Source organism: Aestuariivirga sp. (assembly GCF_020252395.1).
Classification (GTDB): Bacteria; Pseudomonadota; Alphaproteobacteria; order Rhizobiales; family Aestuariivirgaceae; genus Aestuariivirga.
Genome location: NZ_JADCDB010000020.1, coordinates 1 through 13,669 on the forward strand (window position 1 = coordinate 1; position 13,669 = coordinate 13,669).

Annotated in this window: 16 protein-coding genes and 1 pseudogene; 8 read left to right on the forward strand and 9 right to left on the reverse strand. The window is 61.3% G+C overall.

Going from position 1 to position 13,669, the window contains the following annotated elements:
* Positions 1 to 239: pseudogene (locus IOC82_RS09920) on the forward strand (hypothetical protein); the annotation flags it as partial.
* A 23-nt stretch (positions 240 to 262) separates the two neighbouring features.
* Complete coding sequence (gene hslU / locus IOC82_RS09925; protein ID WP_290546026.1) at positions 263 to 1,561, forward strand: ATP-dependent protease ATPase subunit HslU; 1,299 nt, start codon at positions 263 to 265, stop codon at positions 1,559 to 1,561.
* Here hslU and IOC82_RS09930 read toward each other — a convergent pair.
* Genes IOC82_RS09930 through IOC82_RS09945 form a run of 4 tightly spaced genes read right to left on the reverse strand, consistent with a single transcriptional unit; the run spans position 1,551 to position 4,294 of the window.
* Positions 1,551 to 1,922, reverse strand: a complete 372-nt coding sequence (locus IOC82_RS09930; protein ID WP_290546027.1) for a helix-turn-helix domain-containing protein — start codon at positions 1,920 to 1,922, stop codon at positions 1,551 to 1,553. The genes hslU and IOC82_RS09930 overlap by 11 nt on opposite strands.
* On the reverse strand, positions 1,919 to 2,479 hold the full coding sequence (locus IOC82_RS09935; RefSeq protein WP_290546028.1) for a Smr/MutS family protein: 561 nt from the start codon (positions 2,477 to 2,479) through the stop codon (positions 1,919 to 1,921). Before IOC82_RS09935 ends, IOC82_RS09930 begins: the two co-directional genes overlap by 4 nt.
* Positions 2,476 to 3,573 (reverse strand): MltA domain-containing protein, encoded by a 1,098-nt coding sequence (locus tag IOC82_RS09940; RefSeq protein WP_290546029.1) that lies wholly within the window; start codon positions 3,571 to 3,573, stop codon positions 2,476 to 2,478. Before IOC82_RS09940 ends, IOC82_RS09935 begins: the two co-directional genes overlap by 4 nt.
* 16 nt (positions 3,574 to 3,589) lie before the next feature.
* Complete coding sequence (locus tag IOC82_RS09945) at positions 3,590 to 4,294, reverse strand: Tim44/TimA family putative adaptor protein (RefSeq protein WP_290546030.1); 705 nt, start codon at positions 4,292 to 4,294, stop codon at positions 3,590 to 3,592.
* Positions 4,295 to 4,417: 123 nt separating this feature from the next.
* Between IOC82_RS09945 and IOC82_RS09950 the strand changes: the two genes are divergently transcribed.
* Positions 4,418 to 4,870 (forward strand): FxsA family protein, encoded by a 453-nt coding sequence (locus IOC82_RS09950; RefSeq protein ID WP_290546031.1) that lies wholly within the window; start codon positions 4,418 to 4,420, stop codon positions 4,868 to 4,870.
* A gap of 73 nt (positions 4,871 to 4,943) precedes the next feature.
* Positions 4,944 to 5,462, forward strand: coding sequence for a protein-export chaperone SecB (gene secB / locus IOC82_RS09955; RefSeq protein WP_290546032.1), 519 nt, complete (start codon positions 4,944 to 4,946; stop codon positions 5,460 to 5,462).
* A gap of 1 nt (position 5,463) precedes the next feature.
* Here the strand turns inward: secB and dnaQ are convergent, their stop codons facing one another.
* Genes dnaQ through IOC82_RS09980 form a run of 5 tightly spaced genes read right to left on the reverse strand, consistent with a single transcriptional unit; the run spans position 5,464 to position 9,016 of the window.
* A complete protein-coding gene (dnaQ, locus tag IOC82_RS09960; protein ID WP_290546158.1) occupies positions 5,464 to 6,159 on the reverse strand; it encodes a DNA polymerase III subunit epsilon in 696 nt (231 codons plus the stop codon).
* 5 nt (positions 6,160 to 6,164) lie between these two features.
* Positions 6,165 to 6,761 carry a dephospho-CoA kinase gene (coaE, locus tag IOC82_RS09965; protein ID WP_290546033.1) on the reverse strand — a complete coding sequence of 199 codons (597 nt, stop codon included), beginning with the start codon at positions 6,759 to 6,761 and terminating at the stop codon, positions 6,165 to 6,167.
* On the reverse strand, positions 6,758 to 7,597 hold the full coding sequence (locus IOC82_RS09970; protein WP_290546034.1) for a shikimate dehydrogenase: 840 nt from the start codon (positions 7,595 to 7,597) through the stop codon (positions 6,758 to 6,760). The genes coaE and IOC82_RS09970 overlap by 4 nt, the downstream gene beginning before the upstream one ends.
* Positions 7,594 to 8,178, reverse strand: coding sequence for a Maf family nucleotide pyrophosphatase (locus IOC82_RS09975; RefSeq protein ID WP_290546035.1), 585 nt, complete (start codon positions 8,176 to 8,178; stop codon positions 7,594 to 7,596). The genes IOC82_RS09970 and IOC82_RS09975 overlap by 4 nt, the downstream gene beginning before the upstream one ends.
* A gap of 1 nt (position 8,179) precedes the next feature.
* On the reverse strand, positions 8,180 to 9,016 hold the full coding sequence (locus IOC82_RS09980; RefSeq protein ID WP_290546036.1) for a pyruvate, water dikinase regulatory protein: 837 nt from the start codon (positions 9,014 to 9,016) through the stop codon (positions 8,180 to 8,182).
* A gap of 324 nt (positions 9,017 to 9,340) precedes the next feature.
* Here IOC82_RS09980 and hemE point away from each other — a divergent pair, with 324 nt between their 5' ends.
* The 4 genes from hemE (at position 9,341) to mnmE (ending at position 13,603) form a co-directional block, all read left to right on the forward strand.
* Positions 9,341 to 10,387, forward strand: a complete 1,047-nt coding sequence (gene hemE, locus IOC82_RS09985) for a uroporphyrinogen decarboxylase (protein WP_290546037.1) — start codon at positions 9,341 to 9,343, stop codon at positions 10,385 to 10,387.
* Positions 10,377 to 10,817 (forward strand): protoporphyrinogen oxidase HemJ, encoded by a 441-nt coding sequence (gene hemJ / locus IOC82_RS09990; protein WP_290546038.1) that lies wholly within the window; start codon positions 10,377 to 10,379, stop codon positions 10,815 to 10,817. Before hemE ends, hemJ begins: the two co-directional genes overlap by 11 nt.
* A 143-nt stretch (positions 10,818 to 10,960) precedes the next feature.
* Positions 10,961 to 12,226 carry a transcription termination factor Rho gene (gene rho, locus IOC82_RS09995; protein WP_290546159.1) on the forward strand — a complete coding sequence of 422 codons (1,266 nt, stop codon included), beginning with the start codon at positions 10,961 to 10,963 and terminating at the stop codon, positions 12,224 to 12,226.
* A gap of 3 nt (positions 12,227 to 12,229) precedes the next feature.
* Positions 12,230 to 13,603: a tRNA uridine-5-carboxymethylaminomethyl(34) synthesis GTPase MnmE gene (gene mnmE / locus IOC82_RS10000; RefSeq protein ID WP_290546039.1), complete on the forward strand. Its 1,374-nt coding sequence runs from the start codon at positions 12,230 to 12,232 to the stop codon at positions 13,601 to 13,603.
* The last annotated feature ends 66 nt before the right edge of the window (positions 13,604 to 13,669 follow it).

Consider the following 13,669-nt stretch of genomic DNA (forward strand, 5'->3'; position numbering starts at 1 on the left):
CCTGTTGCGCAAGACCGCAGCACGAACGCTCGACGACCTCACCACTGCCGTCGCCAACGCCCTCTCAGGCTTCACACAAAGCGAATGCGAAAATTTCCTCACTCATGCAGGATATCGAAGCTAACTGTGAAAATGCTCTAGATGCCGAAACCATTGCGCGCAAGGCCATGGCGATCGCCGCCGACATCTGCGTCTACACCAACAACAACCTGACCGTTGAAACCCTGACTGCTGCCTGAGTGGATCCTGAGTGGAACTTGCGATGACCGATTTTTCTCCGCGCGAAATCGTTTCCGAACTTGACCGCCACATCGTTGGCCAGACCGAGGCCAAACGTGCGGTGGCCATTGCGCTGCGCAACCGCTGGCGGCGGAAACAGCTCGGAAGCCCTCTGCGTGACGAGGTGATGCCGAAAAACATTCTGATGATCGGGCCGACAGGCGTCGGCAAAACGGAGATAGCGCGCCGCCTCGCCAAGCTTGCAAATGCGCCGTTCCTGAAAGTCGAGGCCACCAAATTCACCGAAGTAGGCTATGTCGGACGCGACGTGGACCAGATCGTGCGTGACCTGCTCGAATCCGGCATCGCCATGACCAGGGCCGCGCGGCGCAAGGACGTTGAAGCCCAGGCGCAGATCAATGCCGAACGGCGCGTGATCGAGGCGCTGGTGGGCTCCAATGCCTCGGACACAACGCGCGAAGCTTTTCGCCGCAAGCTGCGGTCGGGCGAACTCGACGACAAGGAGATCGAGATCCAGGTGGCCGATACCGGGACTGCGACTTTCGAGATTCCCGGCATGCCGGGTTCCGCCAGCGTGGTGAATTTGTCCGACATGCTCGGCAAGGCTTTCGGCAGCCGCACCAGGGCGCGGCGCATGACGGTGAAGGCAAGCCATGAGGTGCTGCTCGCGGAAGAGTCCGACAAACTGCTCGACCAGGAGCAGATCGTGCAGGACGCGATCGAGCAAGTGGAACAGAACGGCATCGTCTTCCTTGACGAGATCGACAAGATCTGCGCGCGCTCGGAGCGCCAGGGTGCGGATGTGAGCCGCGAGGGGGTGCAGCGCGATCTGCTGCCGCTCATCGAGGGCACCACTGTGTCGACCAAGCATGGCCCGGTAAAGACAGACCACATCCTGTTCATTGCCTCGGGCGCCTTTCACCTTGCCAAGCCCTCCGATCTGCTGCCGGAGCTGCAAGGCCGCCTGCCCATCCGGGTCGAGCTGAAAGCGCTGGACCGCAGCGACCTCGAACGCATTCTCACCGAACCCGAAGCGAGCCTCATCAAGCAATATCGCGCCTTGCTCAAGACAGAGGGCGTGACGCTGGACTTCACCGATGATGGCATCGGAGCCATTGCGCAGATTGCCGCCGACACCAATGCGACTGTCGAGAACATCGGCGCGCGCCGGCTGCAGACCGTGATGGAACGTCTGCTCGACGAAGTGAGCTATGTGGCGCCCGACCGGCCGGGCGATACGGTGGTGATCGACAGCGCCTATGTCGAGGAACATGTCGGCACGCTCGCCAGGAACGCCGACCTGTCGAAGTTCATCCTTTAGGTTTCTGCCGCTTTCGGCTGAGCGTGACGAGCAGTTCGTCGAGCGTGGCTGCATCGAGCTTGCCGATGTCGTCAGCCAGCCGGTTGGCGAGCTCGGTGGCCTTGGGATTCAGACCTGAGGTGTCGATGGTGATGCGCGGGTGAGAGATGCGGGCGAGCCGCACAACCTCATCCGCCTCGTCCCAGATGATATTGAAATAGGCGAGAATGCGCTGGATCAGGTGCCAGCCCGGGCGGCCGCGCTTGCCGTGCTCGAGTGCCGAGAGGTAAGCGGACGAGACTCCAAGGGCCTCCGCCATCTTCTTGAGTGTCACGCCGCGCTCGGACCTCAGTTTCCTCATCTTGTCGCCGAAGGGCGTCATCGCTCCTCCCGGATGCGCCGGACACGGACGTAATAGGCGCCGCCGCCGCCATGTTTCGGATGGGCGGGCTGGAAGCCCGCGACAAGGCTCCTGAATTCCGGTTCATGGAACCATTCCGTAACGAGGCGGCGCAGGCGGCCGGCGCGCTCGGGTGCATGAAAGTGGCCCGCACCATGCAGCGTATGGCGCGAAAAGGGTGAGTCACCCTTGCCGGTGATGACCAGCACGTTGCGGGCCCCCATGGCTTGCGCATCACGAAGGAACCCGAGAAGATGGACGCGCGCCAACGCGATGCCCGTACCATGAAGATCGAGACGCCGCTCGATCTCGACTTGGCCGCGCGTGAGCTTCTGCGTCGTCCGCCTGTCGAGCCCGGTCATCTGCGGCGGCTGCCGGTGCAGCGAAGAGGGGACATGCACATGCGGCACGGAGTGCAGGCTGACCGGCTTCTTCGCATGGAGCGGCCCGGGCTTCGGCGCAGGAGCACGGGACCGCAGTGGCTTCACGGTTTTCGCGGTCTCGAGCCAGAGCTCATAATCGGGCGGCTTGCGGCTCATGTCGGAAGGCCAAGCTCCCCGGCCACCGCGACGGGGAGAAACACGGTCATCCGGCCCGCGCTCTTCATGGGTCCCGCAATGTGAGCGGCCTGGTCACCGAAGCCCCAGTAGACATCGCCGCGGGCAAGACCCTTGATGGCGCTTCCGGTGTCCTGCGCCACGAGAAGCTGGCGGAAGGGCGCCATACGGTTGCCTTGTCCGGAGGGCGCTAACGTGTCCAGCCAGACAGGCATGCCGAACATCCACAGTGCGCGGTCAACGGCGAGGCTGCGGCGCGGCATGAGCTGCACATGCTGGGCGCCCAGCGCACCCAGCGCCCGATCCTCGAGTGCGGCCTCGCGAAAGAACACGAAGGACTTATTCTCCCACATCAGTTTTCGCGCCTCACGCGGATGCGCTTTCATCCAGCGGCGGATGGCCTGCATGGATATCGCATCTTCCGGCAGCACGCCCCGCTGCACCAGGATGGCCCCAATGCCGGTGTAGGGATGACCGGATTTTGCCGCATAGGAGAGCCGCAGCACGCCTCCTTCCGCCAGGCGCACGCGGCCCGAGCCCTGGATGTGGATGAAGAAGGCATCGGCCCAGTCCCTGAGCCATACGATCTCCAGCCCCTGCCCGGCCAGCGCGCCCTCCTCGATGTCGCAGCGGGTCAGATAGGGCTCCGGCTTGCCGCCCACCAGCCGGCCATAGGCAAGCCCTGTTTCTTCTGCGGCGCGATCATCAAAGTTCAAGAGGTCGGGAGGGCGGCGATAGACCGGCACGTGAAATATTTCGGTGCGCGTCCTACTACCCTCGACTTCGGGCTCGTAGTAGCCGGTGAAAAGGCCCTCCGGCCTTTCGGGGTCATGCACCTGATAAGCCCGGAACAGGCGCTCGAAATAGCTCCGCGCATCGCCTGCTGCAAAAGCAGCCAGGCAGGCGCTGCGCCACGACGAGGGGCTGCCCCCGAAGCGCACTGGGCGGCGGAAGCCCGCACCATGCTCCAGTATCTCGCGGCTGGACCGGCGAAAGGCCTCCCGCGCAGCTTCGGGGTCATGGCTTCGCCAGCCTTCGAGCGTGGCAAAATCCACAGGCGAGAGCGTGCCGTGCATGCCGCGGCGCCCGCGGTCAGGCCGGGGCCTCGGTGGCCACCAGCTTCCAGTTGGGATCGCGCGAGCCAAGGTCGCGCTCGAAGGTCCAGACATCCGTCAGCTGGCGGATCTCCTTCGGGTCGCCATCGATCACCTGGCCGGCCTTGTCATAGGTGGCGGAGATGAACTCGCTCACGAATTCCATGGTGATGGAGGCCCTGCGCCCAGCCACGCTCGCTTGCTGGATGACGGCCTTATCGATCCCGACGAAGCGCGAGTCCACCCGCTGGCCCTGGCTGGCCCGGGCGTCGATAGCGCGCGCAAACCCATCGAACACCTCTTTCGACAGGAGGTTCTTGAGCGCCGCCTTGTCGCCTCTGGCAAAGGCGTCAATGATCATCTCGTAAGCCACCTTAGCTCCGTCAACGAAGGCGCCGGGCGTAAAGCTGCTGTCGTTCTCCGCCATGCGGCCCAGCGCCGCGGCGAGCGGGGAACCCTCTTCGGCATAGCCTTTCCAGACCGCCGGCGGCAGCTCGCGGTCGCCCGTGTCATTAGCCGGAACGGGCGTGAGTTCCGGAAGGCGCGCGGCGGCGCCACTGCTATCCTGAGGGCCGCGCTTGGCGCCAAACAAGTCGAACGGCGGCTTTTCCGTGCCGGTGCGGGTGCCGAGCACGGAGCGCAGCCGCCAGAAAACCACGAGGGCCACAGCAAGAAGGAGGACGTTCAGTGGATCAAAACTCATTCCATCAACCAGTTGGCGGTTTGCAGAGGCGTGTCTTCCGCGGGGGCATGACGCCACAGAAGTTGCGACCTATATATAGGTCCACCCGCCGGGGTCCAAGTCCAAAGGACGAATCTGAACTCCATGATACGAACCCTCCCGCTCTTGGTCCTCGCTGCTGCCGCCGCCGAAATTACTTCCATCATCTGGGTCGGGAGCCTCATCGGTGTGGTGCCCACGCTGCTCCTGATGCTGCTGGGCGGAGTGGTTGGTGTCCGTCTGATCGCATCAGCCGGCATGAGCGTGGCGGCAGCACTCCGCTCGCCCGTCCAATCGGGGTCGCCACTGAACGGATTGGGCGGCAAGGCCGCGGCCCGGACGGCTTCGGGCGTGCTCTTCCTGCTTCCCGGCTTCTTCAGCGACGCGGTCGCACTGCTGCTCTTCCTGGCGCCAGTCCGCCGATGGATCGGTTCATGGTTTCGCATCGAAACCTACACGGTGGGGTCTGCGGACAACCGCGGTTTCGACCGGGTGATCGAGGCGGAGGCCATCGAAATCTCCAGTGAAATCGAGCCGCCAGACCGCACATTGCGTTGAGGCGCAACACCTCTCCCGCTTGCAGGGCCTGAGAGCCCATGTTAGCGAGAACCAATTCAGAAAGAGGCCCAAGATGACCGATACCCCGAAGTCCACCGCTGCGCCGGAAGCCACCGAAAACGGAGCGGCTGGCGCAGGCGCCACGGGCCAGACGCCGCAAGAGCAGCCGTCGCTGCGTATCCTCGGCCAGTATCTGAAGGACCTGAGCTTCGAGAACCCGAACGCCCCGCACTCCTTCAATCAGGAAGCGCAGCCCGACATCGCCGTTTCGGTGAACGTCAATGCGCGGCCACTAGCCACCAACGATTTCGAAGTCGAACTGCACCTCGATGCCAAGGCCACCGCGGCCGACAAGGTCGCCTTTGCGGCAGAACTTGTCTATGCAGGCACCTTCCGGCTGGAGAATTTTCCGCAGCAGTTGTTGCATCCGGCCGTGCTCATCGAATGCCCGCGTATACTCTTCCCCTTTGCCCGCCAGATCCTGGCGGAGGCAACGCGCAACGGCGGCTTCCCGCCGCTGATGCTGGACCCGATCGATTTCGCCGCCATGTACCAGCGCCGCATGCAGCAACAGACGGTGGGAGAGGCCTGAGCTATTTCGGGCTTCCCTGCTTCCATAGGGCGTTGTCGCCAAGCCGCGCCACGAAGGCGGCATGCGCGGCTCGTTCTTCCTCCGTCAGTCGCGGGGGCAAGGGAACAGGGCGCTCCCGCGCGGCCTGGGGTACGGCCGAAGTCGCCACTTTTTTCGTGACCGACGAATCGAGGATCAGCGCCGTCTGCCGGCCGCCGATCAGCTCAAGATAGACCTCCGCCAGAAGCTCAGAATCGAGCAGCGCGCCATGCTTGGTGCGCCTGCTGTTGTCGATGGCATAGCGCCGGCACAGCGCATCGAGGCTGTTGGCGGCGCCAGGATGCTTTTGCCGCGCCATGTGCAGCGTATCGACGACGCGTTCGGGCGGAATTGAAGGCCGCCGCAAGAATCCCAATTCAGCGTTGATGAAAGCCATGTCGAAGCTGGCATTGTGGATGATCAGCACGTCGTCGCCGATGAACTCCAGAAAGTCCTGCGCGATAGCGCTGAAAACGGGCTTGTCCTTCAGGAAAGCGCTCGACAGGCCGTGGACGGCTTCCGCCTCCTTCGGCATGTCGCGTTCGGGATTGATGTAGACATGGAAGGTACGCCCAGTCGGCAGATGATTGAAGAGCTCCACCGCGCCGATTTCGACGATACGGTCACCTGTGGCCGGATCGAGCCCGGTGGTTTCCGTATCGAGGATGATTTCGCGCACCATGCCTATGCCTTCTCTTTCGCCCTGAGCGATGCAATCACCCGGTCCACCTCGAATTCCGTCTCGGCGAGGCTCACCGAGGTGTCTATCACATAATCGGCCCGTGCGCGCTTCTCCGCGTCGGGGAACTGCCGTGACAGAATGAAGTCGAGCTTCTCGGCCGTCATCCCGCCACGGGCAAGGGCACGTTCCCGCTGCAGCTCCGGCTTGGCGGTCACAACGATCACCACATCCACATCCGCTTCGCGCCCGGTTTCGAAAAGCAAGGGAATGTCGAGCACGGCGATATCAGCCTGTTGCGCGGCCTCCGCGAGAAACGCCGCCTGCCGTTGCTTGACCAGCGGGTGCACAATGCCTTCGATCTTCATCAACAACGCAGGATCGGATTGTATCAGGGTAGCGAGCTTGCGGCGGTCGACGGCGCCGTCGACCACGGCATCGGGCGCCAATGCGCGCACCGGCTCAACGGCTGCCCCACCCGGCGCATAGAGTGCATGAACTGCCGCATCGCTATCGAACACGGGGATACCGCGGGCGGCAAACATCTTTGCTGTCTCGCTCTTGCCCATGGCGATCGAGCCTGTGATCCCGGCGACGATCATCGCGCGAAAGCCGGATCGATGTCGCGCGCCACCAGGTCGTGGAGTTCCGGCGTCACCTGGGGCATGACCCCGAACCACAGTGAGAAGCCGCGTACGGCTTGGTGCAGAAGCATGCCCAGTCCTTCCGACACGATGTTGCCGCGCGCCGCAGCTTCGTCAAGCAGGCGGGTTCGAAGCGGCGTATAGACGATGTCCGTGACAACGGCCTTCTGCGGCAGCCTCGTCAGCCGTAGGTCAAGGTCCGGCTGGCCCTTCATGCCCAGCGACGTGGTGTTGACGAGCAGGCTGCACTCCGCGAGGTGATCCTCAGCTTCGTCCCAACGGATGGGCAGGACGCGCTCGCCGAAGCGCATGCGCAGCTGGTCGGCCTTCTCGCGGGTGCGATTGGCGACGGCGACCTCGTTGGCTCCCTGTTCCAGGATCGCATTTACCACCGCGAGCGAGGCGCCGCCGGCGCCGAGCACAAGGGCGCGCGAGTTGGCGAGCTCCAACCCTGGTGCGCCCTGCTTCAGACTGTTGATGAAGCCTTCGCCGTCCGTGTTGGTGCCCAATATCTTGCCGTTGTGCAGGTAGACTGTGTTGACGGCGCCAAGCCGCTCCGTCGAAGCATCCGCGCGGGTCACGAGACCGAAGACGGCTTCCTTGTGCGGGATGGTGACATTGCAGCCGGCGTAGCCGGCGCCCTCGAGGCGGCCAATGAAATCCGCGAGCGAAGATGGCTCGACCGGCTGGCGCGTGTAGCTGCCGTTGATGCCATGCAGCTTCAGCCAGTAGCCATGGATGAGCGGTGAGCGGGAGTGGCTGATCGGCCAGCCGATAACGCAGGCCTTGGTCATGTGGCGATCTCCCCCGCTTCGCGCAGTTTCTCCAGCAGAGGCACAAGAGGCAATCCGAGGATAGTGAAGTGATCGCCCGCTACCGAGCGGAACAGCTGCACGCCGCGCCCCTCGATCTTGTATCCGCCCACTGAGGTGGTGCAGTCGTCCCCGATCGCCTCGAGATACTCTTCGAGAAACGCATCGCTGTAGTCGCGCATGGTAAGCAGCGCCTCGTCGGCATAGGTCCAGATCGCCTTGCCATCGCGCGCGAGCACAACGGCTGAGATCAATGCATGGGTTCGCCCGCGCAGCTCGCGCAGCTGCGAAAGACAGTGAGCACGATCGCGGGGTTTGCCATAGATCTTGCCGTCCAGTGCCAGGACTTGGTCAGCACCGATCACTTGGGCATCGGCGTGGCGCAGCGACACGTCGATCGCCTTTGCCTCGGCAAGCCTGATGGCTGTCTCGCGTGGGAGCCAGTTTGGATGTGCGGCGATGAGCGCCTTCTCATCGACCACGGGCGATTGCGCGGTGAAGCTGAGGCCAGCATTACGCAGCATTGCCTGGCGCGTTGCACTGGTGGAGGCAAGAATAATCATGTCACTTGTCGATTCGCCTGGTTTCGGACAGCATGTTGAGGATTGTGGCGGCAATCTCTTCCACCGAGCGGCGTGTGACGTCGATGATCGGCCATTCATTTCTTGAGCACAGTGTCTTCATCAGCATCAGCTCATCGGTGATCTGCCGGGGATCGATGTAGTCCGTGGAGCGGCTCTCCTTCAAGGAGAGAAGCCGGTGACGCCTGATCTGCGCGATGCGCTCCGCGCTGGCGATAAGGCCGACAATCAGGGGCCCCTGAAGATCGATCATCTTTTGCGGAACGGGGATGCCAGGCACGATAGGAATATTAGCAGTGCGAATGCCGCGCTGCGCGAGATAGATGGAGGTCGGCGTCTTCGAGGTGCGGCTGACGCCGAGGATGACGACATCCGCCTTCTCGAGATCGTCGATCGATTGTCCGTCGTCATGCGCCATGGTGAAGTTGAGCGCATCGATGCGGCGGAAATAATCGGAGTTCAGTGCATGCTGGCCTCCCACCTGCGGCCTTGAGCTGGCGTTGAGGTATTGCGACAGAATGGCGATGATAGGGTCTAGGATGGACAGGCACGGAACGCCCATCGCCCCGCACTGCTCTTCGAGGTGCCGGCGGATATCGGGATTGATGAGTGTGAACAGCACGATCCCTGGCTGCTCCTCGATTTCGCGCAACGCGCGGTTCAGCTGCGACGGGGTGCGCACCAGTGCGTAGATGTGGGCGACTGGCCGGAAATCGGAATACTGCGCGGCCGCCGCCTTGGCCACAGTATTCAGCGTCTCGCCCGTGGCATCAGACACGAGATGGAGGTGGAAGTAACGCTGTGAACCGGATTGGGACATTGTGTGGATGAAATGTGGACTCTGCGGGTAACGATGGGTGTGGTGGGTATTCTTAATAAACTGTTCCGGTTGCCATCCACAGACAAGCCGGAGCGCGAGGGCCCCTATGGCCGCTGTGGACAACAATTCGGGCGAACCGGCCTCGTGAAGCACGTGTGAACGGGATTCTAGGGTATTAACGACTTGTTAATACGTCTTTATTTTCGATTAACGCGGTATGACGCGGCGTCTGCCCGCAAGGATGCACTTGACCTGTGGACGATCGTTGGATTGGGTTGTATCCCGCTTCCCGCAGGTTAAACAAAAGAGACAAGAAGAGTCAAAATGATGGGAACAGGGAAGGGCACCGCCGCACCCCGCAGTGCATTACTTGATGTTCTGAACCGGAAGCCAGCACAGCGGCGTCCCATATGGTTCATGCGTCAGGCAGGGCGATATTTGCCTGAATACCGTGCAGTGCGCGAGAAGGCGGGTTCCTTTCTTGATCTTTGTTACAATCCAGAACTTGCAGCCGAAGTCACGGTTCAGCCCTTGCGGCGATATGATCTCGATGCGGCTATCCTGTTTGCCGATATTCTGGTGGTTCCACACGCCATGGGACTGCCGGTGACATTCGCGGAAGGTGAAGGTCCGGTTCTGGGAACGGTGCGCAGCAGGGAAGATCTTGATCGGTTGAGGCAGGTAGCTGGCACTTATGAAGTCAATCAGGTGTGCCGGACAGTGAGCTTGACCCGGGCGCAGCTGGCGCCGAATCAGGCACTGATCGGCTTTTGCGGGGCGCCGTGGACCGTTGCAAGCTACATGGTAGGTGGTGGCAGCTCCGATCGGGTGATGGCCAAGGTGGCGGCCTACCAGCGCCAGCCATGGTTCTGTGCCCTCATCGATCGTCTGGTAAAGGAGTCAGTCGATTATCTGTCGGCTCAGGGCGATGCGGGGGCTCAGGCGGTCCAGATCTTCGATTCCTGGGCAGGAGACCTTGTGGGCACGGAACTTGAGGAATTCGTGATGAAGCCCGTGGCAGACATCGTGGCCGGGGTGAAGGAGCGGCATCCTGCTCTTCCCATTATCGTTTTTGCCCGTGGTGTCGGTATGGCGCAATATAAGGCGGCAGCCATTCCAGGGGCCAATGCCATCGGTGTTGAAACGGAATTCGGACTGGCCGACCTGCCGAAGGACGTCGTCGTCCAGGGCAACCTCGATCCTGTGGCCCTTTTGGCTGGTTCCGAGGTTGTCGCTAGGGAAGTCGGTCGGATCTGCTCCAGCATCGACCGCCAGCGGCATATCTTCAATCTGGGCCACGGAATTAGGCTGGGGACGGACCCTTCGGTCGTTGGCGCTGTTGTCGAAGCGGTCAGGCGTCATGATGAATGATCCCTATGGCTGGATGAAGGTCATTCATATCCTTGCTGTCATCTCGTGGATGGCGGGGCTCTTCTACCTGCCGCGACTATTCGTTTATCATACTGAAAACGAAGGAAAAAGCGATCTTTCCGAAGTGTTCATGGTGATGGAGAGGCGGCTTCTTAAGGCGATCATGCGGCCAGCCGCCGTTGTGGCCCTTATCAGTGGCGCGCTGCTGATTCACCTCGGCGGCTGGGATCAGTCTATGCCCCCATGGCTTTGGCTCAAGCTTCTTTTGGTTGCTGGCATGTTTGTCTTTCACGGGCTACTCGAACTCCACGCTGCCCGGTTTTGCGATGGCCGCGAGAGGAAGGATGGGCGTTATTTCCGCATCATCAACGAAGTGCCCACCGTTCTGCTGATCGGCATCGTCATCCTGGTGATTATCAAGCCCTTCTGAGTTTATTGTTGGCGGGGGCGAGCGGAGCAGCTATATGATTGTTTCTTCGCATCGCCCACGGCTTGATGCGCGCCCGCCTCAACGTTCCCGCCCCCCGCGCCGGAACTCCCCATAAAGAAAAGATAATGACTGCTATTGCTGACCTGAAAGAGATCAAGCTTCAGGATCTCAAATTGAAGACGCCAGCCGAGCTCGTGTCGCTTGCCGAGGAACTTGAGGTCGAAAATGCCAGCGCACTCCGCAAGCAGGAGTTGCTATTTGCGATCCTCAAGAATGTGGCTGCCCGGGATGTGGAAATCATCGGTGAGGGTGTGGTGGAGGTGCTGCAAGATGGCTTTGGCTTCTTGCGCTCGCCCGATGCCAATTACCTGGCCGGACCCGATGATATCTACATCAGCCCCAGCCAGATCCGGAAGTTCACACTCCGCACCGGCGACACGGTGGAAGGGCAGATCCGCAGCCCGAAGGAAGGCGAACGCTATTTTGCTCTTGTCAAGGTCAACCGGATCAACTTCGAGGACCCGGAAAAGACCCGCCACAAGGTCCATTTCGATAATCTGACGCCTCTCTACCCGGACGAGCGTCTGGAAATGGAAACGGGCGACCCGACGAAGAAGGATTACTCCTCGCGGGTTATCGACATTGTCTCGCCGCTTGGCAAGGGCCAGCGCGGCCTCATCGTAGCCCCCCCGCGCACCGGCAAGACCGTTCTGCTGCAGAATATCGCGCATGCCGTCACCGCCAACCATCCCGAATGCTACCTCATCGTGTTGCTCATTGACGAGCGGCCGGAGGAAGTGACCGACATGCAGCGGTCTGTGAAGGGCGAGGTCATCAGCTCAACCTTCGACGAGCCTGCGTCCCGCCATGTTCAGGTCGCGGAAATGGTAATCGAAAAGGCTAAGCGCCTGGTGGAGCATGGCCGTGATGTGGTGATCCTGCTCGATTCCATCACCCGCCTGGGCCGTGCCTACAACACCGTCGTGCCATCGTCGGGCAAGGTTCTGACGGGCGGCGTGGATGCCAACGCGCTTCAGCGGCCAAAGCGTTTCTTCGGCGCGGCACGCAACATCGAGGAGGGTGGCTCGCTGACCATCATCGCCACCGCGCTCATTGATACTGGCAGCCGCATGGACGAGGTGATCTTCGAGGAGTTCAAGGGGACAGGCAACTCGGAAATCATCCTCGATCGTAAGGTGGCTGATAAGCGGGTCTTCCCGGCGATCGACATCTTGCGCTCCGGTACCCGCAAGGAAGAATTGCTGGTAAAGCCCGATCTTCTCAAGAAAACCTACGTGCTACGCCGGATCCTGAACCCAATGGGCACGGTGGACGCCATCGAATTCCTGCTCGACAAGCTGCGTCAAACCAAGGGCAATAGCGACTTCTTCGACTCCATGAACGCGTGATGAATGCCTGAAAAGGCAGACCACGCCGTTCGATTCGAGGTCGGAATGACAGCCACTTACACGATCTATGCCCTGTCCTCCGGGGCAGGACGCTCTGGCGTCGCCGTCATCCGCATTTCCGGACCTTCTGTGGCCACTCTGCTTGGAGAGTTTACCGGCACACTTCCGGCCCCCAGGGACTTTGCGCTCCGTTCAATCCGCGATCCCTCCAGTGGAGAGGTGCTCGACAAAGGCATCGCCGTCTGGTTGCCAGCCCCCCGATCCTTTACGGGCGAAGACTGTGCGGAACTCCACTTGCACGGCAGTCCGGCAGTGGTGAGTGCCGTATTGGACGCTCTTGGCACTTTTGCCGGAGTGCGACCTGCGGAGGCTGGTGAGTTCACCCGGCGCGCCTTTCTCAATGGAAAAATGGACCTGGTGGAAGTCGAGGGTCTTGCTGACCTGTTGGAGGCCCGTACGGCTAACCAGCGGCGCCAGGCCTTCCGGCAAATGTCTGGCTTGGCGAGCGGCATTATTGAGGCTTGGCGTCGTCAGCTCTTGCTCATTCGCGCGGATATCGAAGCTGCTGTCGACTTTGCCGACGAACCCGGTGTGGCGGAAGAGGCGGCCGCAGGAATCGATGCCAGGATTTCCTTGCTGCTCGCGGAGATTTCGGCTGCGGTTGAAGCGTCCGCGGTGGCGGAGGTCGTGCGGGATGGTGTTCGGGTGGTCCTGGCAGGACGACCGAACACTGGAAAATCCAGCTTGCTGAACGCCATGGCGCGCCGGGATGCGGCCATCGTGTCGGACGTGCCGGGAACGACACGGGATTCAATCGAGGTCTCACTTGACATCCATGGCGTTCCAGTGGTGTTGACTGACACTGCGGGTTTGCGCACGGAGGCGTCTGACGCGGTCGAGGAAGAGGGCATCCGGCGATCTTTGCAGCGCATCTCCGAAGCGGATATCGTGATCTGGATCTGGTCTCCTGACGTCGAAGGTAGTGCTGATCCTATTGATCATGTTCCTGATATCATCGTTCGATGCAAGTCTGACCTAAGTTCAGGACTCTCCCGAAACGAATGCTCGGACACCGGATTGTCGATTTCGACACGCACTGGGGAAGGTATTCCACTTTTTATCGAGCACTTATCAGCGTTATTGCGGCGGCGGTACGGTGTCGTAGAGTCATCCGTTCTGGTTTCAGCCCGCCAGGTCAGCGCGGCGCGCAGTTCGATTCGTTTCCTTAACGATGCCTTGAAGACCCCTTCAGGACATCTGGAGTTAAAGGCCGAGGAGATTCAGCGTGTGTCGGACGAGATCAGCCGTCTCACCGGCCGTATCGGTGTCGAAGAATGGCTGGGAACTATTTTCAGCAGGTTCTGCATCGGCAAATAGGTCTGTTTCACGTGAAACGCTGACAGCTTTTGACCTCATCACCGACTTGGCGTAGAGAGACGTGAA